The 26,013-nt window shown below is 61.5% G+C and carries 21 protein-coding genes; 14 read left to right on the plus strand and 7 right to left on the minus strand.

Features of this window, described 5'->3' with window-relative positions; genetic code table 11:
- The first annotated feature begins 9 nt into the window (after positions 1-9).
- The 4 genes from nirB to AC0L2C_RS09525 all read left to right on the plus strand — a co-directional run bounded on the left by nirB (position 10) and on the right by AC0L2C_RS09525 (position 6,338).
- Positions 10-2,460 carry a nitrite reductase large subunit NirB gene (gene nirB, locus AC0L2C_RS09510; RefSeq protein WP_027151535.1) on the plus strand — a complete coding sequence of 817 codons (2,451 nt, stop codon included), beginning with the start codon at positions 10-12 and terminating at the stop codon, positions 2,458-2,460.
- Complete coding sequence (gene nirD / locus AC0L2C_RS09515; protein WP_208602492.1) at positions 2,460-2,795, plus strand: nitrite reductase small subunit NirD; 336 nt, start codon at positions 2,460-2,462, stop codon at positions 2,793-2,795. Before nirB ends, nirD begins: the two co-directional genes overlap by 1 nt.
- A gap of 209 nt (positions 2,796-3,004) precedes the next feature.
- On the plus strand, positions 3,005-5,761 hold the full coding sequence (locus tag AC0L2C_RS09520; RefSeq protein WP_473523290.1) for a nitrate reductase: 2,757 nt from the start codon (positions 3,005-3,007) through the stop codon (positions 5,759-5,761).
- A 91-nt stretch (positions 5,762-5,852) separates the two neighbouring features.
- Positions 5,853-6,338, plus strand: coding sequence for a hypothetical protein (locus AC0L2C_RS09525; RefSeq protein WP_023796760.1), 486 nt, complete (start codon positions 5,853-5,855; stop codon positions 6,336-6,338).
- 29 nt (positions 6,339-6,367) lie between these two features.
- Here AC0L2C_RS09525 and AC0L2C_RS09530 read toward each other — a convergent pair whose 3' ends face one another.
- A complete protein-coding gene (locus AC0L2C_RS09530; RefSeq protein ID WP_128244490.1) occupies positions 6,368-7,399 on the minus strand; it encodes a hydroxyacid dehydrogenase in 1,032 nt (343 codons plus the stop codon).
- 263 nt (positions 7,400-7,662) lie between these two features.
- Here AC0L2C_RS09530 and AC0L2C_RS09535 point away from each other — a divergent pair, with 263 nt between their 5' ends.
- Positions 7,663-9,099: an aldehyde dehydrogenase family protein gene (locus AC0L2C_RS09535; RefSeq protein ID WP_473523291.1), complete on the plus strand. Its 1,437-nt coding sequence runs from the start codon at positions 7,663-7,665 to the stop codon at positions 9,097-9,099.
- 181 nt (positions 9,100-9,280) lie between these two features.
- Here AC0L2C_RS09535 and AC0L2C_RS09540 read toward each other — a convergent pair whose 3' ends face one another.
- The 3 genes from AC0L2C_RS09540 to AC0L2C_RS09550 all read right to left on the minus strand — a co-directional run bounded on the left by AC0L2C_RS09540 (position 9,281) and on the right by AC0L2C_RS09550 (position 12,567).
- Positions 9,281-10,624, minus strand: coding sequence for a glucoamylase family protein (locus AC0L2C_RS09540; RefSeq protein ID WP_128244488.1), 1,344 nt, complete (start codon positions 10,622-10,624; stop codon positions 9,281-9,283).
- A gap of 51 nt (positions 10,625-10,675) precedes the next feature.
- A complete protein-coding gene (locus tag AC0L2C_RS09545; RefSeq protein WP_091592787.1) occupies positions 10,676-11,428 on the minus strand; it encodes an SDR family NAD(P)-dependent oxidoreductase in 753 nt (250 codons plus the stop codon).
- A 209-nt stretch (positions 11,429-11,637) separates the two neighbouring features.
- The gene (locus AC0L2C_RS09550; protein WP_473523249.1) at positions 11,638-12,567 is read right to left on the minus strand and encodes a TIR domain-containing protein; all 930 of its coding nucleotides are present in this window, start codon (positions 12,565-12,567) and stop codon (positions 11,638-11,640) included.
- 456 nt (positions 12,568-13,023) lie between these two features.
- Between AC0L2C_RS09550 and AC0L2C_RS09555 the strand changes: the two genes are divergently transcribed.
- On the plus strand, positions 13,024-14,286 hold the full coding sequence (locus AC0L2C_RS09555) for an O-antigen ligase family protein (protein ID WP_128168407.1): 1,263 nt from the start codon (positions 13,024-13,026) through the stop codon (positions 14,284-14,286).
- Positions 14,287-14,419: 133 nt separating this feature from the next.
- Here the strand turns inward: AC0L2C_RS09555 and AC0L2C_RS09560 are convergent, their stop codons facing one another.
- The 3 genes from AC0L2C_RS09560 to AC0L2C_RS09570 form a co-directional block, all read right to left on the minus strand.
- Positions 14,420-15,178 (minus strand): class I SAM-dependent methyltransferase, encoded by a 759-nt coding sequence (locus AC0L2C_RS09560; protein ID WP_077376849.1) that lies wholly within the window; start codon positions 15,176-15,178, stop codon positions 14,420-14,422.
- A gap of 204 nt (positions 15,179-15,382) precedes the next feature.
- The gene (locus AC0L2C_RS09565; protein WP_128168406.1) at positions 15,383-16,591 is read right to left on the minus strand and encodes a polysaccharide biosynthesis/export family protein; all 1,209 of its coding nucleotides are present in this window, start codon (positions 16,589-16,591) and stop codon (positions 15,383-15,385) included.
- A gap of 172 nt (positions 16,592-16,763) precedes the next feature.
- Positions 16,764-17,438 carry a sugar transferase gene (locus tag AC0L2C_RS09570; RefSeq protein ID WP_023796749.1) on the minus strand — a complete coding sequence of 225 codons (675 nt, stop codon included), beginning with the start codon at positions 17,436-17,438 and terminating at the stop codon, positions 16,764-16,766.
- Positions 17,439-17,994: 556 nt separating this feature from the next.
- Between AC0L2C_RS09570 and AC0L2C_RS09575 the strand changes: the two genes are divergently transcribed.
- The 8 genes from AC0L2C_RS09575 to AC0L2C_RS09610 all read left to right on the plus strand — a co-directional run bounded on the left by AC0L2C_RS09575 (position 17,995) and on the right by AC0L2C_RS09610 (position 25,970).
- A complete protein-coding gene (locus tag AC0L2C_RS09575; protein ID WP_245277567.1) occupies positions 17,995-18,315 on the plus strand; it encodes an exopolysaccharide production repressor exox in 321 nt (106 codons plus the stop codon).
- Positions 18,316-18,726: 411 nt separating this feature from the next.
- Complete coding sequence (locus AC0L2C_RS09580) at positions 18,727-19,740, plus strand: glycosyltransferase family 2 protein (RefSeq protein WP_287239107.1); 1,014 nt, start codon at positions 18,727-18,729, stop codon at positions 19,738-19,740.
- Between the two features lie 266 nt (positions 19,741-20,006).
- On the plus strand, positions 20,007-20,405 hold the full coding sequence (locus tag AC0L2C_RS09585; protein WP_287239108.1) for a hypothetical protein: 399 nt from the start codon (positions 20,007-20,009) through the stop codon (positions 20,403-20,405).
- Positions 20,406-20,550: 145 nt separating this feature from the next.
- Positions 20,551-21,420, plus strand: coding sequence for an endo-1,3-1,4-beta-glycanase ExoK (gene exoK, locus AC0L2C_RS09590; protein ID WP_023796745.1), 870 nt, complete (start codon positions 20,551-20,553; stop codon positions 21,418-21,420).
- 61 nt (positions 21,421-21,481) lie between these two features.
- Positions 21,482-22,813 carry a UDP-glucose dehydrogenase family protein gene (locus AC0L2C_RS09595; protein ID WP_287239110.1) on the plus strand — a complete coding sequence of 444 codons (1,332 nt, stop codon included), beginning with the start codon at positions 21,482-21,484 and terminating at the stop codon, positions 22,811-22,813.
- 90 nt (positions 22,814-22,903) lie between these two features.
- Complete coding sequence (locus AC0L2C_RS09600; protein WP_287239112.1) at positions 22,904-24,364, plus strand: GMC oxidoreductase; 1,461 nt, start codon at positions 22,904-22,906, stop codon at positions 24,362-24,364.
- On the plus strand, positions 24,361-24,810 hold the full coding sequence (locus AC0L2C_RS09605) for a hypothetical protein (RefSeq protein WP_023796742.1): 450 nt from the start codon (positions 24,361-24,363) through the stop codon (positions 24,808-24,810). The genes AC0L2C_RS09600 and AC0L2C_RS09605 overlap by 4 nt, the downstream gene beginning before the upstream one ends.
- Positions 24,811-24,890: 80 nt before the next feature.
- Positions 24,891-25,970: a glycosyltransferase gene (locus tag AC0L2C_RS09610; protein ID WP_023796741.1), complete on the plus strand. Its 1,080-nt coding sequence runs from the start codon at positions 24,891-24,893 to the stop codon at positions 25,968-25,970.
- The last annotated feature ends 43 nt before the right edge of the window (positions 25,971-26,013 follow it).

Raw genomic sequence — 26,013 nt, forward strand, 5'->3', positions numbered from 1 at the left:
GATCAGGACATGACCGAAAAACTCGTCATCATCGGCAACGGCATGGCCCCCGGGCGCATGCTGGAGCACCTGCTGGAAAAGGCGCCGGACCTCTACCAGGTCACCATCTTCAATGCCGAGCCGCGCGTGAACTACGACCGCATCATGCTGTCGCCGGTTCTGTCAGGCGAAAAGGATTATGAGGAGATCATCATTCATGGCGATGGCTGGTACATCAAGCACGGGATCACCCTCTACAAGGGCCACAAGATCGTCGCCATCGACCGGCAGGCAAAGACCGTCACCTCCGACCACGGCGTCACCGAGCCCTACGACAAGCTCGTCATCGCCACCGGCTCGGTGCCGTTCATCATCCCGGTGCCCGGCCACGATCTGCCGGGCGTGCTGACCTATCGCGATCTCGACGACGTTCGGGCGATGATGCTGGCCGCGCAGTCACGGGCCAAGGCTGTGGTCATCGGCGGCGGCCTGCTAGGGCTGGAGGCGGCTGCGGGCCTGAACGCGCAAGGCATGGACGTCACCGTGCTGCATGTCATGCCGACGCTGATGGAACGACAGCTCGATCCGGCCGCTGGCTATCTCCTGCAGCGGGCCGTCGAGCAGCGCGGCATCAAGGTCATCACCAAGGCCAACACCCAGGCGATCACAGGCAAAGGTAAGGTCGAGCAGGTGGAACTCGCCGACGGAACCATCATCCCGGCGACGCTGGTGGTGATGGCGGTCGGCATCAGGCCGAACGCCGCTCTCGCCAAAGAGGCCGGTATTGCCGTCAATCGCGGCATCGTCGTCGATGCCGGCATGCGCAGCAACGACCCCGACATCTTCGCGCTCGGCGAATGCGCCGAGGTCAACGGCATGGTCTACGGCCTGGTCGCACCGCTCTATGAGATGGCGCGTGTCGCCGCCAGCCAGTTGGCCGGCGACGAGGCCGCCGCCTTCGTCCATTCGGATACGCCGACCAAGCTCAAGGTTACCGGCATCGAGCTGTTCTCGCTTGGCGACTTTGCCGAGGGCGAGGACCGCCAGGAGATCGTGCTGCGCGATGCCGCGGCCGGCGTCTACAAGCGCCTGGTGCTCAGGGATGACCGCATCATCGGCACCGTGCTTTACGGCGAGACGGCGGACGGCGCCTGGTTCAACGACCTCAAGAAGAAGCAGACCGACATATCGGAAATGCGCGACACGCTTATCTTCGGCCAGTCATACCAGGGAGGCGCCTCCTTGGACCCTATGGCGGCCGTTGCAGCCTTGCCGGATGATGCGGAAATCTGCGGCTGCAACGGCGTTTGCAAGGGAAAGATCACTGGCGCGATCACGGCCAAAAGCCTGACCTCGCTCGACGACGTGCGCGCTCACACCAAGGCGTCCGCCTCCTGCGGCTCCTGCACCGGGCTGGTCGAGAAGCTGATGGTACTTACCATCGGCGACAAATATAATCCGGCGGCGGTGCAGCCGATGTGCGGCTGCACCACGCTCGGCCATGATGAGGTCCGCCGGCTGATCAAGGCCAAGGGCCTGAAGACCATTCCCGCCGTCATGCAGGAACTGGAATGGACCACCTCCTGCGGCTGCGCCAAATGCCGGCCGGCGCTCAATTACTATCTCGTCTGCGACTGGCCGGACGAGTATGCAGACGACTACCAGTCGCGCTTCATCAACGAACGCGTACACGCCAACATCCAGAAGGACGGCACCTATTCGGTGGTGCCGCGCATGTGGGGCGGCGTCACCAATGCCGCCGAACTGCGCGCCATTGCCGACGTCGTCGACAAATTCGAAATTCCAATGGTCAAGGTCACCGGTGGCCAGCGCATCGACATGCTCGGCATCCGCAAGGAGGATCTGCCGGCGGTGTGGGCCGATCTCGGCCAGGCCGGCTTCGTCTCCGGCCACGCCTATGCCAAGGGACTGCGCACCGTAAAGACCTGCGTCGGTTCGGACTGGTGCCGCTTCGGCACGCAGGATTCGACGGGGTTCGGCGTCCGCATCGAGAAATTCATGTGGGGCTCGTGGACGCCGGCCAAGGTCAAGATGGCGGTGTCGGGCTGCCCGCGGAACTGCGCCGAGGCAACCTGCAAGGATGTCGGCGTGATCTGCGTCGATTCAGGCTACGAGATCCATTTCGCCGGGGCAGCCGGCCTCGACATCAAGGGCACCGAGGTACTCGGCCTGGTCAAGACCGAGGACGAGGCACTGGAGCATATCGTGGCGCTGACGCAGATGTATCGCGAGCAGGGCCGCTATCTCGAGCGCATCTACAAATGGGCCAAGCGCATCGGCATCGCCGAGATCAAGCGCCAGATCATGGACGATGGCGAGAAGCGCAAGGCTTATTTCGACCGCTTCGTCTTTTCGCAGAAATTCGCCCAGGTCGACCCGTGGTCGGAACGCGTTTCCGGCAAGGACAAGCACGAATTCCGGCCGATGGCTTCGGTCGGCTTCGCGCAGGCGGCGGAGTGATGATGATGAATTGGATTGCTGTCGGCACGCTCTCAGACATTCCGCGCCGCGGCGCGCGCTGCGTCGCCACGCCTCAAGGCAAGATTGCTGTCTTCCGCACCGCTGACGATCAGGTCTTCGCCATCGAGGACCATTGCCCGCACAAGGGCGGGCCGCTCTCGCAGGGGATCGTCCATGGCGCGGCGGTGACCTGTCCTCTGCACAATTGGGTGATCTCGCTGGAAACCGGCAAGGCGCTCGGCGCCGACGAAGGTGCGGTGCGCACCATTCCGGTGCGGATCGAGGGCGAGCGCCTGTTCATTGCGCTGGAAGCGCTGGCCAGTCGCGCGGCTTGAATTATGAAGATCGACGAAGCGCGCGAGGTGAGGACCACCTGCCCCTACTGCGGGGTGGGCTGCGGCGTGCTGGCGAAGGTGGGGGGCGCGCGGGGGGGGGGGGGGCGGCGCGGGCCCCCCCCCCGCCCCGCCGGGGGGGGGGGGGGGGGGGGGGAGGGGGGGGGGGGGGGGGGGGGGGGGGGGGGGGGGGGGGGGGGGCGGGCGCCTCCCTGGCGTGGCTGTCGGGCGGCGCCCCCGACCCTGACCATCCGGCGAATTTCGGCCGGCTCTGTTCCAAGGGCTCGGCGCTGGCCGAGACGATCGACCTAGACGGACGGCTGCTCTATCCGGAGATCCACGGTCGCCGCACCGACTGGGACGAAGCGCTCGACCTCGTCGCCTCGACTTTTTCGCGGACCATCGCCGAGCACGGTCGCGACGCGGTCGCCTTCTACGTCTCCGGTCAGTTGCTGACCGAGGATTATTATGTCGCCAACAAGCTGATGAAAGGCTTCATCGGCTCGGCCAATATCGACACCAATTCGCGCCTGTGCATGGCCTCGTCGGTTGCCGGCCACCGCCGCGCCTTCGGCTCTGACACGGTGCCGGGCAGCTACGAGGATCTGGAACTCGCCGATCTGATCGTGCTGGTCGGCTCCAATCTCGCCTGGTGCCATCCGGTGCTCTACCAGCGCATTGCCGCTGCCCGGGAAAAACGGCCCGACATGAAGGTGGTGCTGGTCGACCCGCGCCGCACGATGACATCAGACATTGCCGACATGCATCTGGCGATCGCGCCCGATGGCGACGTCGCGCTGTTCACAGGGCTGCTCGCCTATCTCGGCCAGCACAACGCGCTGGACCGCACCTATATCACGGCGCACACAACCGGCTTCGGGCAAGCCCTTTTTGCCGCTTCCGCGCTCGACCTTGCCGGCATCGCCGCTGCCACGGACCTCGGCGAGGACGAGCTTGTCCGCTTCTACAGCCTGTTCGCCGCGACGGCGAATACCGTGACCGTCTACAGCCAGGGCGTTAACCAGTCGTCCTCGGGCACCGACAAGGTCAACGCCATCATCAACTGTCATCTCGCTACCGGCCGCATCGGCAAGCCCGGCGCCGGACCGTTTTCGGTGACCGGCCAGCCCAACGCCATGGGCGGTCGGGAGGTCGGCGGCCTGGCCAACATGCTGGCCGCCCATATGGAGATCGAAAACCCCGAGCACCGCGACCGCGTGCAGCGGTTCTGGAGTGCGCCGGCCGTCGCCGAAAAGCCCGGTTTGAAGGCGGTCGAGATGTTTCAGGCGGTAGCCGATGGGCGCATCAAGGCGCTGTGGATCATGGCTACCAACCCGGTCGACTCGATGCCGGACGCCGATGCCGTCGAGGCGGCGATCAAGGCCTGCCCGTTTGTCGTGGTGTCGGACGTGTTGGCCAAGACCGACACGGTCCGCCACGCCCACGTCCGGCTGCCCGCCGCCGCATGGGGCGAGAAGGACGGCTCGGTCACCAATTCGGAGCGCCGCATCTCGCGCCAGCGCGCCTTTTTGGCCACGCCCGGAGAGGCAAGGGCCGACTGGTGGATCGTCGCCGAAGTCGCCAAGCAGATGGGTTTTGACGAAGCGTTTTCGCATCCGTCGCCAGCCGATATCTTCGCCGAGCACGCCGCGCTGTCGGCGTTCGAGAATGACGGCGCCCGCGATTTCGACATCGGTGCGTATGCCGGGGTCGATGCAGAAGACTACGACGCGCTGGCGCCTTTCCAGTGGCCAGCGCCGAGCCAAGGCACCCCCCTCTGGCCTGCCGGCCATCTCCCCCTCAGGGGGGGAGATCAACCGTCATCGTGGCCTTCGCTAGTTGTGAACGTCGCAGAAAGAGCGCCGTCGGTGGAACTGCCAATCTCCCCCCTTGAGGGGGAGATGGCCGGCAGGCCAGAGGAGGGTGTTCAAGCTGGACATAGCTCAGCCAGCACCCGCTTCTTCGCCAACGGCAACTTCTACACACCCGACGGCAAGGCGCGCTTCATCCCGATCCGTCCAGTTCCGCAAACCCGCACGAACGAAAAATTCCCGCTGGTGCTCAACACCGGGCGGGTTCGCGACCACTGGCACACCATGACGCGGACGGGAAAAAGCCAGCGGCTGTCGCAGCACCTGGCCGAGCCGTTCGCCGAAATCCACCCGGCGGACGCGCAGCACTTCGGCATCGGCGATGCCGACATCGTCCGCGTCTCAACCGAGCATGGCGAGGTGCTGCTTCGTGCGCTGGTGACGGCGCGGCAGCGGCCAGGCTCGGTCTTCGTGCCGATGCATTGGACGGACCAGTTTTCCGCGCGGGCTCGTGTCGATGCGCTGGTGGCGCCCATCACCGATCCGATTTCAGGACAGCCGGCCTCGAAGAATGTTGCCGCCCGGGTGGAACGCTTCGCTGCCGTCGCGTTCGGCTTCGCGGTGCTTGCCGAACGGCCAGCCTCGATCGACGCCGACTATTGGAGCCTCGCCCGCTGCGCCGCCGGCTGGCGTCTCGAGCTTGCGCTGGAAGCCGACCGGGACTGGCCGGGTTTCGCGGCCTCGCTTTTCGGGGCGGACGCGCCAGGCGAGACGCTCGCCTATCATGATGTCGCCGGCGGGCACTATCGCTTCGCCCGCTTTGCCGGCAGCCGGCTGACTGGCGCGCTCTATCTTGCGCCCAGGCCGGTCGCGGTGTCGCGCGGCTGGGCGGTCGAGCAGTTGAGCGCGGACCATGCCGATCGGCGCGGGCGACTGGCGATCGTGGCGGGGCGGCCGGGCGGCAACAGCGTCGATCGCGGCGCCATCGTCTGCTCCTGTTTCGGGGTCGGCGCCAATCAGATCGTCGAAGCCGTGCGCGGAGGCTGCGTAAGCGTCGAAGCGATCGGCGCAACCTTGCATGCCGGCACCAATTGCGGCTCCTGCCGCGCCGAGATCAGGACCATCATCGAGGCGCGGCGCCTTCACGCGGCGGAGTGAGGGCGTCCAAAGCGCGTCGCGACGCTTACCAGCAATTTACAAACGGTGGGCTACCAACGTCCTTATCCGATTCGTTCCGAGCAGGACCATTATGAGCAAAGCCCTCACTTCATTCGCATTGGTGGCCATATTGACGGCTTTGCTGATGGCTCTCAGCCTGGCGGTGGCCAGGCATGGCTATCCCTTTGGTGCGATTGGCGCAGAACGTCTGGACGACGTCGCCGATGCCGGGACGTTTATCCCGCTCGCGGGCGTGTACTTCTTCAGCGCGCTGCTGATGATGATCCTGCCGATCAGGGTCGCCGGCATCGTCCTGACACATGCTGCGGATGCGATCTTCTGGACAGTCATCGTGTTGTTCGCGGCCATCATTGGCGGCCTCGCCGCCAGATGGGCTTTCGATCGAAGTAATGTCCTGCCGGCACTGCTGAATTGGCGGTTCCTGTTTGTCGTGGCCGTCGTCGGCTGCCATCTCTTCATGAACGAACTGCGCCGCAATATCCTGCTGAGAAGCCTGTTCTTTGTCGTCTTCGCCGCAGCGACGCTCGCCTGCCTGTTCTGGTCGTTCACCATCTGAGAAACCTCGCAGCCGCTGGGCCTGACGGCTCAGTTCTTGTCGACCGGCTTCGAGCGCATGCGCGAAACGGTCTCGCGTTCGGCCCGCTTCGAACGCATTGGCGGCAGGCCGCGGTCGATCAGGTCCATGTCTTCCAGCACCATGTCGCCCATGCGCTTGAAAGCGATGTCGAGCGCGCCGGCCCGGTGGGCGGAGCGCAGGAAGCCGGGCAGCGTGCGGACAGGATGGTCCTGCGCCAGCGGCTCTTGCGGAAACACATCGCTGGCGGCGACGATGTGGCCGCTGCGAACTGCATCCATCAGCGCCGGAAAATCGACCACGCCGGCACGGCTGAGCAGGATGAAGGCGGCTCCTTTGCGCATCCTGGCAAAGGCCTCAGTGCCGAGAAAACCCTGGTTTTCGCTGGTCACCGAAGCGACGACGAAGACGAAATCGCTACTCGACAAAACCGTGTCGAGGGAAGCCGGCTCGACGCCGTTCTCGATCAGGATCGAGGGCGGCAGCCACGGATCGAAGACCTTGGTCCGCGTGCGAAAGCCCGACAGCAGCCGGTTGAGCGCACGGCCGAGATCGCCGAAGCCGATGATACCGACATCCGCGCCGGAGAGAAGCCGCGCCGCCCGGTTACCCTCGCCGCCCCACAGCTCCTTGCCCTGACGAAACGCATGATCGGCGTCGACGATGTCGCGGGCGAGGTTGAGCGCCATGGCAAGACCGAGCTCGGCCACCGGCTCGGCAAACACCATGCCGGTGGTGACGACATGGATGCCGCGCGAAAACAGCGTTTCATACGGCATGTTGTTGATGAGGTTGCTCTCGACATTGAAGACACAACGCAGCGCTGTCATCCTTTCCAGCGTCTCCGGCGCGATCGGCGGCTGGCCGACGATGTAGCGCGCCTCGGCGAGCACATCGTGTGGCAGGGCCGCGACGCCTTCTGGCGACGTTTCGACGATACGGTATCTAGCGCGGAATCTCGCCAGTGCCTCGGGCGTGAAAATCAGGTCGAGCGTGCGTGGCTCGGGCGCGCTGATCACCAGCGGCAACGCGCTGTCGGACATGGCAGCCTCCTCCTGGCGCGATCCGCGTCGCGCCGCACTAGAATCATGGTTTACCACCTCGACACCCAAGCAGGCTTGCCGGGCTTCGCCTGCTGGGTTTGTGTTTGTCGCAGGTTTTTATCGGAAAACCATCGAACACTTTTTCCGAAATCTGCTTAGCACATGCCTGTCGAGGAGCAGAACTTTGCCGCTGGCGGCCTTGCGGTGTGGCGGCTGGTGGTCCAGATAGACGGCAATCGAAGGACAAGGAAGACAGCGACATGATCCCGTTTCGAAAGAACCTCATCGATGGCGAGTGGGTGGGCGATGCCGGCTCCCGCAACATCAACCCTTCCAATCTCGACGACGTGGTCGGCGAATATACGTCGGGCGACGCCGAGCAGGCGCGGCAGGCCATCGCGGCGGCGAAAGCGGCATTTCCTGCGTGGTCCCGATCGGGCTTGCTGGCACGCCATGCGGTGCTGAGGAAGGCGTCGGACGAGATCACCGCGCGGAAAGATGAAATCGGCCGGGCGTTGGCGCGCGAGGAGGGCAAGACGCTGGTCGAGGGAATTGGCGAAACCGTGCGGGCCGCCCAGATATTCGATTTCTTTGCTGGTGAGACGCTGCGCCTGTCGGGCGAGCTGGTTCCAAGCGTGCGGCCCGGCGTCGGTGTCGAGATCACACGCGAAGCGGTCGGCGTCGTCGGCATCATCACACCGTGGAATTTCCCGATCGCCATCCCGACGTGGAAGATCGCTCCTGCCCTGGCCTACGGCAACACCATCGTCTTCAAGCCGGCCGAGCTGGTTCCGGAGAGCGCCTGGACCATTGTCGACATATTGCACCGCGCCGGCCTGCCTAAGGGTGTGCTCAATCTCGTCATGGGCAAGGGTTCGGTAGTCGGCCAGGCCATGCTCGACAGCCCTGATCTCAATGCCATCACCTTCACCGGCTCGGTCGGCACCGGCAAGCGCGTGGCTGCCGCCAGCGTCGAGCACATGCGCAAGTACCAGCTCGAAATGGGCGGCAAGAACCCGCTCGTCGTGCTCGACGATGCAGACCTAGCCGTCGCCGTCGACTGCGCGATCAATGGCGCATATTTCTCGACCGGCCAGCGCTGCACGGCGTCGTCCCGCCTGGTCGTGACGGACGGCATCCATGACCGCTTCGTCGATGCGATGAAAGATCGCCTCGTCAAGCTGGTCGTCGGCGACGCCCTCGATGCGAAAACCCAGATCGGACCCGTCGTCGACCAGAGCCAGTTGAAACAGGACGAAGACTATATCGCCATCGGCCGCCAGGAAGGCGCCGATCTCGCCTTCGGCGGCGAGCGGCTCGATCGCGAAACCCGCGGCTTCTACCTGCAACCGGCGCTGTTCACGCAAGCCACCAACGCCATGCGCATTTCACGCGAGGAGATTTTTGGGCCGGTCGCCAACGTCATCCGCGTCAAGGACTATGACGAGGCCTTGGCGGTGGCCAACGACACGCCATTCGGGCTGACGTCGGGCATCTGCACCTCGAGCCTCAAGCACGCCACGCATTTCAAGCGCAACTCGGAGGCCGGCATGGTGATGGTCAATCTGCCGACGGCGGGCGTTGACTTCCACGTGCCTTTCGGCGGACGCAAGGGATCGAGCTACGGCCCGCGCGAGCAAGGCCGCTACGCAGCGGAATTCTACACTACGGTAAAGACCGCCTACACGTTCGCCGGCTAAGTAAATCAAGCCAGACGAAATCGAACGGCCTTCCCGGCGGGCGCGAGTTGCCGGGAAGGCGAACGTCTTCGTGGCCGAAACGACAGCGACCACTGGGCGCTAATGCATGTCGCGCACATGCATGAAACAGCAACCTAAGGCGCGTCGCAGGAGGCCGGTCAAACGCGGCGCGTTTTAGCCGTCATTCAGCAGGGTCCTTGCGAGGAGGGCTCGCCGGCTGCGACAGCCAGCCGCCGGAGAACCCGGCCTTGCACAGGCCGCGACGGATATGCGGGCTCGACCGCATCAGCTCCCAGATCAGCCGCGAGCGGTGGTTTTCAATCATCAGCACGACGATGCCTTGGTCCAGTCCATAGTGCGCATCCGATATCCAGCCGCTCGGCCCGAACTTCCGCCGGTTCGCCAGCGTCGGGTTGAAGCCGCTCGGCATCCTGAAACCGTCGACCACCTCAGGGTGGCGTTCTCTGAGGTGGCGCAGCGCAGGCAGGCAGATTTCCGGTGCGAAGGGCAGCGATGCGAGATACGACCACGGCGCAATCGTTCCGTCATCGGGGCCGAACGGTGCGCCACGCGCCGCATAGCCGGAAAATTTGCGCGGCCGCCGCTCGATCCGCGCGCGGAATTTGCCGGGTCCGTCACCCGCCGAAAGTCCCCAAAGTGCTTCGCCGTAGCCGTCATAGCCAGACGGGTTGTGCCGCGCATAGGCCCGGTGAAGGTAGGTCGCGCGGCGGCTGTTTTCGAAATAGTCCGAGTTCTTGTCCCGCATGAACGCATCCCGGATGCCATCGAAGTCGATCCAGGCATGCGAGAATTGGTGCATGAACAGCGGGCCGCCATAGAGCACGTCGTAGCCGTAGATGTTTTCCCACTGATATGTCGCCGTCCAGCCGGCATAGCTGTCGTCCGAGGCGGGTTTGTCGGGGGCGGCCATTGCCAGGACGTAAAGGATCGTCGCTTCGTTGTAGCCTTCCCAGCCATAACGCAGAAAACCGCTCTTCGGCTTCCAGCCCTGTCGCAAGATCGGTCTGCTGCCTTGAATCCATCGCCAGTCGACGCGTCGGTAGAGCATTTCCGCCAGCTCGCGGATTTCGGTTTCGTCGTCAGTGTCGCCTGTGAAATAGGCGCCAGCCGTGAGCACGCCGGCCATCAGCAGCGCCGTGTCAACCACTGACAACTCGCATCGCCAGGCGCGCAGGCCGGTCCGCATGTCGAGGAAATGGTAGTAGAAGCCTTTGTGGCCGGTGACGTCGTCGCCATCGCCTTGCCGGCTGTTCCAGAAGAAACGCAGTGCGGCAAGCGTCAGCTTCACGGCTGCGTCTCGTGCTATCCAGCCGCGCTCGACCCCGACCGGATAGCAGGACAGGGCGAAGCCGACGACCGCGATGCTTGCCGGCCAATTTGGCCGCGACGTGTCGGCAACCAGTCCGTTTTCCGCATTCACGGTTTCCAGAAAATAGCCGAAGGCGGCGCGCTGGAAGCGGTCGAGCAGTTCTTCGTCGGACTGTGGAGGTTCGATCCTAAGCAAACGACGGGAACTCCAGTCTGGCGTCCGTGGTTGCAAATCGTTCCAGTTGCTTCAATAGGTCGCCCGGCCGCCGGAAACGTCGAAAACGGCAGCCGTCGTAAAGGAACATTCCTCGGAAGCGATCCACGAGATCAGCGCCGCCACCTCCTCGACCTCGCCAAACCGCGCCATTGGTATTTTCGACAGCATGAAATCGATGTGCTGCTGGCTCATCTGCTGGAAGATCGCGGTGCGCACCGCTGCCGGCGTGACGCAGTTCACCGTCACCTTGGTCTTCGCCAGTTCCTTGCCCAGCGACTTGGTCAGGCCGATCACCGCCGCCTTGGAGGTGCTGTAGGCAGAGGCATTCGGGTTTCCCTCCTTGCCGGCGATCGAAGCGATGTTGACGATCCTGCCGTAATTGCGCTCGAGCATGTGCGGAACCAGCGCCTTGTTGCAGTAGAAGACGCCGTTGATGTTGATGTCGATGACCCGATGCCAATCCTCCACCGAATAGTCCCAGGTCGTCATGTTCGGTCCGGTGATGGCCGCGCTGGTGACCAGGATATCGACCGCGCCAAGGGCTTCGATCGTCTGCCGGGCGGCCTGTGCGACCGCTACAGGATCGGCGACGTCGACGGTCACGCCGTGCAAGTCGGCGATGACAGCCTTGGCCTGCTCGATCTGGGTGGAGTTGCGATCCCAGACGCAAACGCGCCCGCCCTCTTCAACGATTCGTTGCGCGACGGCCAGGCCGATGCCTGAGGCGCCACCGGTGACCACGGCCGATCGTCCGGCAAACCGTCCCGCAAAACTCATTGGCATATGGTCTCCCTCATTTGCCCGCCCCGACGGGCGCTGGCGACACCGCCGGCGGCGAATGTGAAGTCAACAGCGGAGAAGTTCAAGCCGGGGACTGGAGCCTCGAACAGGTTCATGGCGGGCCAGCAGCAGGCGGTTGAGAGCCGCTCTTGGCTATACGACCTGTCCATTCGATGCTGCCGTCGCTGCAAGGCGACTTCCACGCGCACAGTTCAAACGTTCTTGATCGACTTCCAATGGCTCAGCCGCTCCGCGATCAACTTCACCCGTCGCTGGTTGTCGCGCCCGTCCAGGATGCTCAAGTCCTCCGGTTCGGCGCGCAAGTAGACGCCTGAGGTGCGCGCGTTCAGTTTTGGCTGTGTGTCGGCGCGTGTGGTAAAGTACCCGGACGCGCGATCGGCGGACTCCAGCCGGATCTCTCCCGTCCCGTACAACTGCGACGCGTTCGCATCCAAGGGCCGTTCTCCATTCCAAAAGTAAAAGATGCCGGCAGGCTCCTTTCTCTCCTTTACCGCCTCGCTCCAGTATCTGGCTGACAGGCTGCCATTCTCTTGCCATGAGCGGCCGGCCAACTCCAGCGCACCATCGCGGTCTCGCGAGATACGCAGGAGGCTCACGGCGGAAGGTTCCTTTACGGTCCGCTCCGACAGGGAAAACTGCCACCAAAGGCCCTCTATTCGGGCGACGCGGCCTTCATTTTCAATAGCTTTTCGCAGCTTTTGGTTGACCGCTCTCATCTCCGCGGCGGTCGCCGCTTCGCCATACCTCACGGATGTCAGGCCCAGGAGATCGCTTGGTAGCTTGGAACCGTTGGCATGAAGGATAAACGTTCGGCGCATTCCAAGGACTCCGCCAAAAAGGCCGGCTTCGAAGACGACATTGTCTCGCGGAGAAGCTTGAGCGGATACAGAAGCAGATGATGCTGGCAGGCTTACACTCGTCCAGTCGTCCTGGGCGAAGACGAAAGCGGCGAAGTCGACCTCACGCGTAAGCTCGAGGAGGCGCCCCAGGGTGGTTGTCCCCGGATTGAAGGACGTCGTCCAGGGTTCCACATGCGCGATCTCTTCAAGACCGCGTGTCAGCGCCTGCAGCAGTTTTTTCTGCTTCCCCGAGGAGCCCAGGAAGATTCGAGGTTTGTCCATCCGTTTGCTCCAACCCAGCAGACCGGGGACGACCAGGGCCTGCCAGTTGTTGGTGTGGCCATCGTCTGGTTGCCCCCGAGATAGCGTACGCGGAGGGCCTCATTCATTGCAACGGATGCAACGCATGCCGACTGCCATTTTTTGGTCCGGTGCTGAAAGCAACTGAAAAACAGTTCCGCGCGGCGGTCATGCCGACCGTCTCATTAAATGCGGCGGCGATGGTTTTTGACGGCGTCGAGAGCGATGCCCCAGCCCTGCGCCGGGATGCTCGGGTTCTTGCCGCACCGCCTGTCGTGGCCTTTTGCCGCCGTCCCGGGGCGCCTTAGGACCGTTTTTGCCTCATTTGGGTGACACGCTGCGGGGGATGGGTTATATTGCACTGCACAATAGAAGCGTTCGCGCATGGCGCGGCGGCGAATCGGCATTGAACTGCATGGACGGGAATTCGCTACCGAGATGAAGATTCCAAAATCTCTGTTGGTCGACCCGGAGAAGAGCACGGTCTACGGCGCATTTGCTGTTGCCATCTCCATTTGGGCGTTCTCCTACTCCTCGGTTTTCGGCCCGATCCTGATCTTGGCCTATTATGCGGTCTGGCTTCCCCTGGTTCTGGTAGACTACCGGCGGCTGTTGCGACATGCCTCCAGCGCGTGGCTGCCGTTGGCGTTTGCATTCTATGTCTGCCTCTCGGTGTTCTGGTCGGATGCCCCCGGCATCACGTTGAGGACGTCAATCCAGTATTGCTCCCATATCGCCTGCGCCTACATCGCCGCGCGCACCGTCAGCGTCCGGACGTTGACGATAGGCTCACTGATCGGGATTTTTGTCGTCCTGCTCTATTCGCTCAAGGTCGGGGGATATTCCTATGATATGCTCGACGGGACGTACAATTTCGTCGGCGCATTCAGCTCCAAGAACCAGCTCGGCTTTGTCGCCTCCCTTGGCATCTATTTTTGCATTGTCTTCCTGGTCTTTCTCAGGCGCGGCCGGATAAGCTTTATCCTGACGGCGCCCATCTTCGTCCTATCGGCCTATCTTCTGATCATGGCGCATTCCGCCACCTCGACGGCTTCGATACCGGCAGTTCTCGCTCTGGTGGCTCTGCTTGCCATGGCCAAGAAGCTTCCACTCCGCTACCGACGGGTGATTTTCGTGGTCGGCGCATGCGGGCTGGTCGTGGTCACCGCGGTTGCCTTTGCAGGACTTCTGGATTTCGTCCTTGGCGCCTTCGGAAAGGATTCCACGCTCACCGGACGGACCTATCTCTGGGAGCAGGGCTGGGAAGCGGCGCAGCAGGCGCCAGTCCTCGGCGTCGGCTACGCGGCCTATTGGGTGCAGGGGTTCGCCGAGGCCGAGCGGCTTTGGAACGAATTCTACATCACCACCCGAAGCGGCTTCCACTTCCACAACACCTATATCGAAGCCCTCGTCGAGCTAGGTTATGTCGGGGCGACGATGATTTCGCTGATCATCGTGCGCACGCTATGGGGCCATATATCGGCCCTGATATTCAGGACATGGCAAGCCGAGTCGGTGATTCTTGGCGGCGTGATGGTGCTTCTGCTCATCCGGTCCTTCGTTGAGATCGACACCTTCAACCCCTACATCATGGGCTCCTTCCTCCTGTATTACAGCTACTTCAGGCTGGTCAGGGTGCATGTCGCCCGTCCCAGATGGACCGCGGCCGACCTCGCGGAACCAGAAACCGCAGGGCGCTAAGCAAAGGGCTAGAATATTACCTTGATTTGGTGCCGCGCACAAAAACGCCGCCTGACAGCGCCAAGGCCAAGCAATCATTTCATCTCACAGGCAGCAGGCGAGCCTCGCCCGAGTTGGGTTTGCTGCCTATTGATCAGGCCCTGAGGGTCAGGAGCGCATACCATGCGAACCGCTTCACAAAGGGAAGCGTCAAAAGTACTGAATCGACAGCTTTGCCAACTTTGTAGACGGTCTCCGAGATGGTTCGCGGCATCAGCGCGCTTCCTACGGAGCACAGGCCGAAATAGTCCACCTGGACATTGCTGAAATAGCGGCGGGCCAAAGCGAAGTCCGAAATTAGCAAGGGATGTTCATCAGCGGTGCGGATGAGGGGTGTCCGATTTCTGTAGGCATTCAGGAGCGGATTGTGTCCCATCGGCTCGTAGAAGGACGCCACGCCGTTCGGCTTCAGGACACGGACCACATCGGAAAAACACCGGTCCAGGTCCAGGTGATGGATGATCCCGCGTCCATACACCAGGTCGAACTTGTTGTCCTCGAACGACATGGCTTCCGCATTCATCGCCAGGAATGTAGCGTTCGTGCTTCCAAGCGTGCTCGCCCGTTCGTTCGCCTTGTTTACTGCTACATCCGAAATATCAATCCCCGTCAGAGATCGGCAAAGATCGGGCAGGTGCAGGGAATGCAGAGACCACCCCCCATCGGAGCAACCGTACTCGAGCACGTCTGCGTTTTTCGAAAGCCGTTTTATCTGCTCGTCTTGACGTTCAGCGCCGTGACGAATTGTTCGATACCACTTGTCCAGGCTTCCTCTTGGATCCTCCTCCTGACTGAATCTGAGATTGTGAAATTCTCTTTCTCGACTGACGATTTCGTCCCTTTCACTGTGCATGACGAAGTCCTCCTCGGATTTAAGTTGCAACTAAAGCACAACATCTCCTTGCGCTGCAATTACTCACGTCCCGAGTTGGCGGTAGGCCAGCTTGTCGGGGCGGCGAGCACAGTGTCGACGAGTTCAAGGTCGAACTCGTCCGGGTCGAACTCCTTGCAGATCGAATCTGTACGGCGCGGTCGGATCGGCCGATCGCTCCAATGCCTACTGGCTTGCCATTGGCACCAGCTTCACCTTGATCACGTCCCCAGGCAGCACGGGCGTATCTTCGCTGGCAGCGATTTCGCTGGTCTTGCCGTCGACAACCCGAACCAGGCCAAACGACATCGTTGGCTCTTCGCCGTCGCGATAGCGTTGTAGCGCCGGGCTCCCCGACATGGCTTCGGCCATCAGGCCGGTGTGCATGTTCATCTTGAGCATTGTTTCGCTGAGATCGGCTTCTGCCTGTTGCCGGCCGGTGGCGAGATCCGCATTCTGGGTGTTCTCCAGGTCGATGGCGTCCTGGTCGGCCTTGCTGATCGACTGCCTGGCGGTGAGGATAGCCGTTTCGTAATCCAGGATTTTTCCTTCCAGGTCGGCGATCGTTTGCTGCGAAGTCAGAACCCGAGTGTTGACGACAAGGCCCTTTTGCGCAAGCGAACCGATACCGCTGAGCTGTTCCTTTGCCAGGTCGACCTGCCGCTGCTGGTTGACGATCTTTTTCTGCAGCGAATCGATCTCGCTCTGCAATAGCTTCTTCAAATCGTCGAGCGCCTGAAGGCGCAGTTTGAGATTCTTTTGATCGGCCGTCAGGATCGCCATCTCGTCGGCAACGATGCTTGCCAGCTTCGGATCCTCGGCCACCTCCTTCGGCACGTCGAATGTCGGCTTGTCGGCAATCTGCGCTTCGATGCGCGCGCGCCGAACGATCAGTCGGACCCGTTGGTCCTGGAGAACGTCAAACTCGCCCTTGGCGTTGATTATGTCGCGGGCGTACCGCTGTCCTTCGGGGGCCCGCCGGACGCCGCCGGCGATGCTCATCGCCCTCAGGACGGTCAGGCCGGGCACGTAGGGATACTGGCCCGGCGTCTGGACCTCCCCGGAAATGTAGAACGGCCTGTACTGCGCCATTTCGACGGAGGCTTCCGGCCGGTCGGCCAGAGCGAGCTTGCGCTGGAGCGCCTGGCTGATCGCTGCCGCGATCTCGGATGTGGTCTTGCCGGATGCCGGCATTTCGCCGGCGAACGGCACGGACAATGTTCCAGACGGGCCGACCGTGTATTCTCCGTTGACGGCCGTCCAGTCGCGGAACGTGCCTTCAACGGTCTGCCATTCGGCCACGCGGATGGTCAGCTTGTCCTGGGATCCAAGCCGGTACTCGTCGGCCGCGGCGAGTTGGGGAACGGCGAGCGCCAGCGCGAGGCAAGTGGTCATAAGCCGCATCCGTCGCATGCGATTGCTAACCGTGCCGGCCCAGGAGATGTCGAAGATGTTTGTTTTCAACTGTACGTTTTCCGATTCGCTTTAGCCCGGCCCGATGAAGCTTGCTGCAGAATGCTTGGCGTCTGGACAGTCACTCCTCCGCACACAACCGGCTCCCGGCCCGTCAATAGCAGCCCCGCGACATCCAGACGGCAGGCACGGTCTTGATGATAATGCGAATGTCCTCGAACAGCGACCAGTTCTCGACATAGTGGCGATCGAATGCGACGCGGCTGTCATAGGAAACGTCATTGCGGCCGCTGACCTGCCAGAGCCCGGTCAGGCCAGGGCGCGATTTCAGGTAATAGACGGCCGAACTGCCATAGATTTCGAGCTCGTCGCGCACCACCGGGCGAGGACCGACAAGGCTCATGTCACCCTGAAGGATATTGATGATCTGCGGCAGTTCATCGAGGCTGAGCTTCCTCAGCACGGCCCCGACACGCGTGACGCGTGGATCGTTCTTGAGCTTGCGGGTGGCTATCCATTCGGCCTTGGCCTCCGGGTTGGCGGCAAGGTATGCCGCCAGCACCTGTTCGCCATTCTGTACCATAGTCCGAAACTTGAGGCACGGGAAAATCCGTCCTCCCCGCCCGATCCGGCTGTGACCGTAGAAAATCGGGCCGCCGTCGGAAAACTTGACAAGCAGCGCGACCATCACAAACAGCGGACTGAGAGCAACCAGGCCAATCAGTGAACCGGCGATATCGAAGCTGCGTTTAAGCAGGCCGCCGATTGGTGGAAAGTCGATACCGGCCTGCGGAAAATTCGCGTCGGCCGGCTTGGCTACGTCCCTCATGCGTAAACTCCATACGTTGAACGGATGGTTTGCCGCACGATATCAAAAAAATGCTGCATCGCAACACACAATTCGTTGAGCGCCTGAAATAATCGCGTCATGCATTGGTTAAATAATAAACCGATCCTGCGCAAATTTTGGCCTTTTATGGCGCGTTCGTGACAAATTATGGGCAACTTTGAAAAATTTAGTGCCTTTTGAGGCTGATTTTGGGCGCATCGCTCTTTGTGCCGCGTGCTTGAGAAATATCGCGCTGTAGCTTTGTAAAATATAGCGCGCTGTTATAGTAAAATACTGGGTTAATATTGTTGTTCTTACTGAAGTGAGTCCAGACCGGGTGATTGGTCGTGATACCGGGGTGTGCGTCGCAACATGGCAGAGTCGATCCCCCGAACTTATGCAAAATAATTTGCGGCTGGCCTTGCCCGCTATTGCACACCTTAATAGAGTTACAAATTGTTTCTGTCAGAGTATGGACAGCGTGGGAAGGCTGGAAGCAACCGGCCAAAAAAAGCGGGTGGCCTCAACAAGCTCGCATGGCGAAGGGAGGCTCGGGATGGTCAATCATCGATTTTTGCCCGAGCAGGTTGACGGGCTGTCGGGTATGTCGCTACCAAAATTCATTATCGGCATGATTTTCGCGCTGGCGATCGTGGTCGCCTGGTCTTATCTCGACGGCGCTTCGCTAGGCGCAACGCTACTTCGCGCTATAGCCTGCGCCATTGTCATTCAATTGGGCTACTTTCTGCTCGTTTTCGCCATGGTTGCCAGAAATACCCCGACGTCGGCTGACAAGATTCGCGACGTCGAACGAAGGCTGAGTTCGACCGAAGCGGCCGATGGCGAGAAGTTCAGTGCCAGGAGAAGCCTCCACTGACCTGACGGCAGGTAGCGTCGGCCGGGTCCCTCGCGCACTGCTCGCCCGACAGCATCCTGGGCAACCGACTTGTGATTTCCCCTTCAGCCTCGGATCCTCTGACTCGGCCACCACTGCCTAAACCCTGTCGATCGACCTGGTGATCAGCGATTCGAGTGCGCTGACCCCATCCAGAATGCGCAGGGACGGTGTGCGAAGCGGCCCGCCTATCCGCTGGCATTTCACCGCCCATCGATTTGCGCCATGACGACCCCGAAAGGAAAGACTGGACGGAGCGAGTGATTTTAACGATGCTTCGCACTCGCAGCATAAGCGCCGGCTGATGTTTCGTACAGCCGGGCAGTCAGTGAGAACGAGAGCTGCATTGGGGGAGAAAATTCGGAGCTACCTGTGCAGTCGAGAGGCGAATTGATGACAGAACCGGAAGTCTGCGTGATCATTGCTGCTCGCAACGCGGCGCGGACAATTGCGGTTGCCATCGCATCGGCCTTGCGCGAGCCGGAGGTGGCCGAAGTCGTCGTCGTCGATGACGCCTCCACTGACGATACCGCGAAAGTCGTTCGGGAGGCCGACGATGGCAGCGGCAGACTTTCCGTCATCCGGCTCGACGTCAACGGCGGTCCTTCCTTGGCCCGCAACGCCGCGATCGCCAGCTCCAAATCGCCGTTCATCAGCATTCTGGACGCCGACGATTTTTTTCTCGAGGGGAGATTTCGCGAGTTGTTCGCCAGCGCCGATTGGGATTTCGCTGCCGACAACATCATGATGATCAGGGACGATGCGGCGACCGACGTTTCGAAAATCACCGCTCCGCGGTTTGCGGCCGATCCGGAATTTCTCGATTTCGAGCGCTTCATCGAAGGCAACATCTCCAGTCGTCGTGTGCAGAGAGGTGAGTTGGGTTTCCTCAAGCCGGTGATCAGCCGCGCTTTTCTGGACCGGCATGGGCTGCGCTATGACGAAAACCTGCGGCTGGGCGAAGACTATGAACTCTACGCGCGCGCAGTTGCTTGCGGGGCGCGCTTCAAGGTCATCAGGTCCTGCGGCTACGGAGCGATCGTTCGCGCGGATTCGCTGAGCGGCCAGCACAGGACGCAGGATCTCAAGCGTCTGGCCGACGCGGATCTGGCGCTGCTGGCGATCGACAGTTTGCCGGAAGGCTCCAAGGCCGTGCTCAGAAAGCACGAACGGCAGGTGCGCGACAAATATCGGTTGCGAAACTTCCTCGACGTGAAGAACGAGAGAGGGCTGACAGCGGCTGCGGCCTACGCCCTGGCCAGCCAATCCAATCTCATCCCCATCGTTCGCGGCGTGGCCGCCGACAAGCTGGATGCGCTGTTTCGCCGCGCCGGCTTTGGCTCGAAACAGCCTGTGCCGTCGCGGCGCTTTCTCATGGCCGCAACCAGCCCGGTCGGCGAGGCTTGAGCTGGTCCGCCGGCGCGCCACACCGATCATGTCAACAGGTCCTTACCCTGCCTCAAAACGATGCGAATTTCCGATTCGCCGCACTTGGTGGTTGCCTACTCGCTTTGGGAATGGCATGTATGTTGCGGTGCAGCAATTTTGATTGGCTGTTTGAATCGGCCGAAAATGTCCGCCTGTGAGAGGAGCTGGACGATGCGACAAGAACTTTTTTGGCCCGGCCGGGCACAAGGGACAGCTTAGGCCGGCTATGACAGGAAACTGAGCGCATGGCCTCCATATTTGGCTTCAGATCAAGGGATCCGGCTCGAGACAGGCAGACCGATATCTCGCGCCTTGACCGCCTGGCAAAGCTGCTTGACCAGATCGCAGCCGAGATCGAGGCGGAGAAAAACGGGCTTGAGAATCGCTACCGGACAAAGGCCACCAACGCCGCCTTCCTGGTCGAGGCGATCGAAAATGGCGCGGCCTCCTCCAGTAGATCCTCCGAGGTCAGCGAACTGACGAAGTCGATCCTGAATTACGAGCGGCGCATCGCGGCGCTCGCCCGCCAGAACGAATTGATGAAGGGTCTCCGGCATTCGCTGGATGCTATCTTCGACGAAAGCGCCCAACCTGGCCCGGCCACCAAGGCCGATTTCGCCAACCCGGCCGCCGGCGCGGGGTGAAATTTCAAAGAGCCTGGGTGGCGCCACTGGGCAAGAAGCAGGCAACCGGGGAAGCTACCGGCAGAAGGTCAAGATCAGCTCGTTTCGTCATGATTTTGAACATCGATTTGGGTTGGGGGGGCGCACAGCACAAGGTGAGTTTGGTATGAACGCGGATTCGAAAAGCACGTCCACCCGAGCAACCGGCGACCGGCCGTTCACGCACATGATGAGGCAAGGGAAACTGAGGCAGCTATGTTCGGGCGGAGCGTTTCTGCTGGTCGCACTCGGCAGCCTGGTTGCGGGCCCGACCCCTTCCCGTTCGCAGGACATCCCGACTGCGCCATCGTTCGTCGATGATTTCACCAGCTTCGACCGGGCGCGTTGGTACATTGCCGACGGCTGGGCGAACGGCAAGTATCAGAACTGCATCTGGTCCAAAAAGCAGGTCAAGCTTTCCAATGGCATGCTGACGCTCGGTTTCGAAAAGCAGAAAGTGAAGGATCGCGACTTTGCCTGCGGCGAGGTCCAATCCAAGCAGCGCTTCGGCTATGGCACCTATGAGGCGCGGATGAAAACCGATTCGGGCTCTGGCATCAACGCCTCCTTCTTCACCTACATCGGCCCCACCGATAAGCAGCCGTGGGATGAAATCGACTTCGAGGTGCTGACCAAGGACACCTCCAAAGTGCAGGTCAACGCCTACATCGCCGGCAAGGGCAATAACGAGAAAGTGGTGGATGTAGCTGGCGGCACCGACAAGGCTTTTAACGATTACGCCTTCGTCTGGGAGAAGGACCGGCTGCGCTGGTACGTCAATGGAGAGCTGGTGAACACGATCACCGATCCGGCAAAGCTGCCCAGCCATGCGCAAAAGATATTTTTTAGCCTCTGGGGCAGCGACACGATGAAGGAATGGCTGGGGCCGTTTTCGGATCCGGGTCGCAAGCTTACCTTGCAAGTGGATCGCATCGCATTCACGGCGCTCGGCCAGCCATGCCAGTTTCCGGAATCGCTGGCATGCAGCATTAAATAAAGACCAATCTGAACCGGCCGGGCCGAAAGCGCTCCGAAGTCTTGAACAGGAATGAAATCAAATGAATTTGACGGTCTTTGGAATCGGCTATGTCGGTCTGGTGCAGGCGGCGGTGCTTGCCGAAGTCGGCCATCAGGTATTATGCGTCGACATCGACGTGAACAAGGTGGAGCGGCTCAATCAGGGCCTCATTCCGATTTTCGAGCCCGGGCTCGAAAACCTCGTCAAGGAGAACCACGCGGCCGGCCGCATCAAGTTCACCACCGACGCCGCGGCCGCCGTCAAGCATGGCCAGATCCAGATGATCGCTGTCGGCACGCCTCCGGGCGAGGATGGTTCGGCCGACCTCAAATATGTGCTGGCGGTTGCTGAGGCCATCGGCCGGGAGATGGATGCGCCCAAGATCGTCGTCGGCAAGTCGACCGTGCCGGTCGGCACCTGCGAAAAGATTAAGGCCAGGATCGCCGTGACGCTGAAGGCGCGGGGCCGCGAGGATCTTACTTTCGACGTCGCCTCCAATCCGGAATTCCTCAAGGAAGGCTCCGCGGTGGCCGACTGCATGAAGCCCGACCGCATTATCGTCGGCACCGGCAGCGAGGACACCGAGGCGGTGATGCGTGAGCTTTACGCTCCATTCAACCGCAACCACGAGAAGATGATCGTGATGGATGTGCGCAGCGCCGAGTTCACCAAATACGCGGCCAATTGCATGCTGGCGACCAAGATCAGCTTCATGAACGAAATGGCCAATCTGGCCGAGGAACTCGGCGCCGACATCGAGGAGGTCCGCAAGGGCATCGGCAGCGATCCGCGCATTGGCTACCACTTCATCTATCCGGGCCTCGGTTATGGCGGCTCGTGCTTCCCCAAGGACGTGCGCGCCCTGATCAAGACCGCCGAAGGCGTCAAATTCGATGCCAAGCTGCTGCGCGCCGTCGAGGAACGCAACAACGAACAGAAATCGGTCCTGTTCGATAAGGTGAACCGCTGTTTCAACGGCAATCTGAAGGGCAAGACTTTTGCGCTGTGGGGCCTGGCGTTCAAGCCCAATACCGACGACATGCGTGAGGCGCCGGCTCGGGTCTTGATGGAAGCGCTCTGGAAGGCCGGCGCCAAAGTGCAGGCTTACGATCCCGAGGCGATGCAGGAATGCCAGGCCGTCTACGGACTGCGCGAGGATCTGCTCTTGTGCGGGACCAAGGAGGCAGCGCTGCGTGGCGCCGATGCGCTCATGATCGCCACCGAGTGGAAGAATTTTAAGGCACCGTCGTTCGACGCGATCAAGGATGCGCTGTCCACGCCGATCATCTTCGACGGTCGAAACCTCTACGACCCCAAGGTCATCGCTCGCTACGGCATCGAATATCACTCGATCGGCAGGATGGCGGCGTGAGATCAGGCGGGACAGGCCGGTGGCCAGGACATCAAGGACGATCGCGAAGGCTTCGATGAACGCGCTCGTGTCAACAAGGGGTCTTCTCTGATGGTGCTGGGCATCAGGCCGGAACAGATCGCCAACGAGCATTTCGATCTTGTCGCAGTCGGTTCCGGTTTCGGTTCGGCCTTCTTCCTGCATGCGTTCGCCAAGCAGCGAAAGGCACGCATTCTGGTTCTGGAATGGGGCGGGCACAACACGCATGAATGGCAGCTCGAGCAGAACGTCAACACCGACATCGAGGACAAGACCACCTACAAGACCAACTCTGACAAGCCGTGGAATTACACCATCGGATTGGGTGGCGGAACGAATTGCTGGTTCGCCCAGACGCCGCGCTTTCACCCGAACGACTTCAGGCTGAAAAGCCTCTACGGCGTCGGTAACGACTGGCCGATCAGCTATGACGAGCTCGAGCCGTTTTACTGCGATGCAGAGGACGTCATGTCGATTTCAGGCGACCCCGACATGGCGGCGATGATGCCGCGTTCCAGGCCATTTCCCCAGCCACCGCATCACATGTCGACGCCGGACCGGATGATGAAAGCGGCGCAGCCGGACCAGCATTTTGTCATGCCGACAGCCCGCGCGCGCGTGCCGACCGCGCAACGGTCTTCTTGCTGCGCCAACTTGCGGTGCGGATTATGCCCGGTCGATGCCAAATTCACCGCCAACAATGGCCTGATGCACGTCTTCGAGCATCCCGACGTTTCTGTCTGCCTTGGCGCTGAAGTGCGCCGGCTCGACCATATCGGCGGTTCGGTCCGTTCGGTCGCATTCGTGCATGAGGGCAAGGAATATTCGATCAGCGGCGATCTTTTCATACTGGGCGCCAATGCCATCCAGAGCCCGGCGATCATGTTGCGGTCCGGCCTGTCGGGCGAATTCGTCGGGCGCGGCCTGCACGAATCCTACGGATGGAATTTCGAAGCCTATCTCGACGGTGTCGATAATTTCGACGGAAGCACCATCACCACCGGCTTGAATTTCGGCCTTTATGACGGCGCTCACAGATCGGACCATGCGGCGGCGCTGGTCTATTTCGAAAACCGCTGGCAGCACGGGATGCGCCCTGAGAAGGGACGTGTCCGTCAGACGCTTCCCATCATCATTGTTACCGAAGACCTGCTCGACCCGGAAAATCTCGTGATTCTCGACGAGGATGAAAACGCCTTCGTCAGTTTCGCGGGAGCATCCGACTATGCGGTCAAGGGCATGGCGCGGGCAAAGGAGAAACTGGCGGCGCTTCTGGCGCCGCTGCCGGTCGAAGAAATCTTCGATCGCGGCATCCGGCGCACCGAGTCGCATGTCCAGGGCACGTTGCGGATGGGCTCGAGCCCGGCGGATTCGGTGGTCGATCGGGACATGATCCACCATCAGCTCAGGAACCTGGTTGTCGTCGGCTCAAGCACATATTCAAGCTGTTCCTGCGCCAACCCGAGCCTGACGGCGGCAGCCCTCTCCCTGCGGGCGGCGAGCCGGATAGCAGGAAAGGAAATGGCCGGATGACCAAGGTTTCGCGACGCGCGGCACTGGCCATCATGGCTGGCGGAGTTGCTTCGACCGGCATCGCCTACGCCACCGTTTCCTCGCTTTCGGACGAAGACCTGGTGCGCGTCACGCTCGAAAGATATTTCGGCAGGCTGAACATGCGCATCGAACATTTGCAGCAGTTCGTCCTGGAATTCCAGAAGCGGAACCCCTGGATATTTCCAAACACAAAGCTGGGCGATGCTGTCACTGTGCTTGAGGCGCTGAAATTGGGCGCCGCACGCCGGTTTCTGCCCGAACAGAAAAAACAGGACCTGAGGCATTTCGACCGCTGGGTCATTGCCGAGTTCCATATGCTGACCGACTACGCCCGGCGCAGTTCGCCAGCCGACCCGGTCCGGTTCACCGGATGGCAGCCGTGTACCAATCCGTTCGCCAATTTGGAGACGCAGCAGGATGCTTGAAGCGGGTCGCAAGCCAGCATCCGTAAATAAGCCGTGCGTCATTGGCCGTAAACTTGAGAATGCGACAAGGAGCCGAAACCATGAAAGTGCTTTTTGCAGGCGGTAACGGTTACACGCCCCAGTTCAGCGGCGGTGTCCAGTCCAGCACCCATCACCTTGCCGAACAGTTGCGCGAGCACGGGCATGAGGCTTCGGTGCTCGCCGCCCTGTTCGGCCAGGGCGTCTTCGGCTACAAGGCGCGCGCCAAGATGAAGCTTTTGAGGCAGCGCGCTGTCATCGACAGCTTTCCGGGCTATCCGGTCGTGCGCGCCTGGTTTCCCTGGGAGGCGGCGGGTTTCGCCGTCGAAAAGCTGAGGCCGGATGTCGCCGTGGTCCAGTGCCACAAGTCGGTTCCGATCGGCAAGGCACTGCAGGCCGAAGGCGTGCCGCTGGTCGTCTATCTCAGGAATGTCGAGTTCCACGAATTGGGCGGCGATCTGCGCGAGCTGCATTCGGCGCTCTACATAGCCAATTCCGAGTTCACGGCGCGCACCTACAAGGCAAAATTCGATATCGATTCGACGGTTATACCGCCGACCATCAATCCCGCGCTCTACCGCACGCCGACGACAGGCGAGTTTGTCACGCTGATCAACCCCTATGAGGAAAAAGGTTTCGAGCTTGCGGTGCGCATCGCCGCCGCCTGCTCTGAAATCCCGTTCCTGTTCGTCGAAAGCTGGAAGCTTGACGATGATCATCGGGCCCGGATCGAGCAGACGATCGCGCCGCTCGGCAACGTCACCCTGGAGAGCCGGACCAACGACATGAAGACGGTCTACGGCCGCACGAAAATCCTGCTGGCTCCCAGCAAATGGGAAGAGGCCTGGGGTCGGGTGGCGTCGGAAGCCCATTGCAGCGGCATTCCAGTCGTAGGCTCGCGTCGTGGCGGCCTGCCCGAAGCGATCGGCTCCGGTGGCGTGGTGCTGGATTACGATGCCCCACTCGCCGACTGGGTGGCAGTGGTCAGGCGTCTGTGGACCGACAGCCTGGAATATGGGCGGCTTTCAGCGGCGGCGCGTGCATTCTCCGAGCGCCCGGAACTCGATCCGGCGGGTCAATTCGCGACCTTCTTCTCGATGCTGGAGAGGGCGACACAACAGCCTTCGCGGCAAGCCGCCTAACGCATGTCGCCCAAAAGCATGCGCTCGGGCCTGACCCGGGGGT

The organism is Mesorhizobium sp. WSM4845, assembly GCF_055811455.1.

Excerpts from the sequence above, each read along its gene's own strand:
- nirB (WP_027151535.1), top strand. The coding sequence starts at position 10 with ATGACCGAAAAACTCGTCATCATCGGCAACGGCATGGCCCCCGGGCGC.
- nirD (WP_208602492.1), top strand. The coding sequence starts at position 2,460 with ATGATGATGAATTGGATTGCTGTCGGCACGCTCTCAGACATTCCGCGC.
- AC0L2C_RS09525 (WP_023796760.1), top strand. The coding sequence starts at position 5,853 with ATGAGCAAAGCCCTCACTTCATTCGCATTGGTGGCCATATTGACGGCT.
- AC0L2C_RS09530 (WP_128244490.1), bottom strand. The coding sequence starts at position 7,399 with ATGTCCGACAGCGCGTTGCCGCTGGTGATCAGCGCGCCCGAGCCACGC.
- AC0L2C_RS09545 (WP_091592787.1), bottom strand. The coding sequence starts at position 11,428 with ATGCCAATGAGTTTTGCGGGACGGTTTGCCGGACGATCGGCCGTGGTC.
- AC0L2C_RS09550 (WP_473523249.1), bottom strand. The coding sequence starts at position 12,567 with ATGGACAAACCTCGAATCTTCCTGGGCTCCTCGGGGAAGCAGAAAAAA.
- AC0L2C_RS09555 (WP_128168407.1), top strand. The coding sequence starts at position 13,024 with ATGAAGATTCCAAAATCTCTGTTGGTCGACCCGGAGAAGAGCACGGTC.
- AC0L2C_RS09560 (WP_077376849.1), bottom strand. The coding sequence starts at position 15,178 with ATGCACAGTGAAAGGGACGAAATCGTCAGTCGAGAAAGAGAATTTCAC.
- AC0L2C_RS09565 (WP_128168406.1), bottom strand. The coding sequence starts at position 16,591 with ATGACCACTTGCCTCGCGCTGGCGCTCGCCGTTCCCCAACTCGCCGCG.
- AC0L2C_RS09570 (WP_023796749.1), bottom strand. The coding sequence starts at position 17,438 with ATGAGGGACGTAGCCAAGCCGGCCGACGCGAATTTTCCGCAGGCCGGT.
- AC0L2C_RS09575 (WP_245277567.1), top strand. The coding sequence starts at position 17,995 with ATGGTCAATCATCGATTTTTGCCCGAGCAGGTTGACGGGCTGTCGGGT.
- AC0L2C_RS09580 (WP_287239107.1), top strand. The coding sequence starts at position 18,727 with ATGACAGAACCGGAAGTCTGCGTGATCATTGCTGCTCGCAACGCGGCG.
- AC0L2C_RS09585 (WP_287239108.1), top strand. The coding sequence starts at position 20,007 with ATGGCCTCCATATTTGGCTTCAGATCAAGGGATCCGGCTCGAGACAGG.
- exoK (WP_023796745.1), top strand. The coding sequence starts at position 20,551 with ATGAACGCGGATTCGAAAAGCACGTCCACCCGAGCAACCGGCGACCGG.
- AC0L2C_RS09595 (WP_287239110.1), top strand. The coding sequence starts at position 21,482 with ATGAATTTGACGGTCTTTGGAATCGGCTATGTCGGTCTGGTGCAGGCG.
- AC0L2C_RS09600 (WP_287239112.1), top strand. The coding sequence starts at position 22,904 with ATGGTGCTGGGCATCAGGCCGGAACAGATCGCCAACGAGCATTTCGAT.
- AC0L2C_RS09605 (WP_023796742.1), top strand. The coding sequence starts at position 24,361 with ATGACCAAGGTTTCGCGACGCGCGGCACTGGCCATCATGGCTGGCGGA.
- AC0L2C_RS09610 (WP_023796741.1), top strand. The coding sequence starts at position 24,891 with ATGAAAGTGCTTTTTGCAGGCGGTAACGGTTACACGCCCCAGTTCAGC.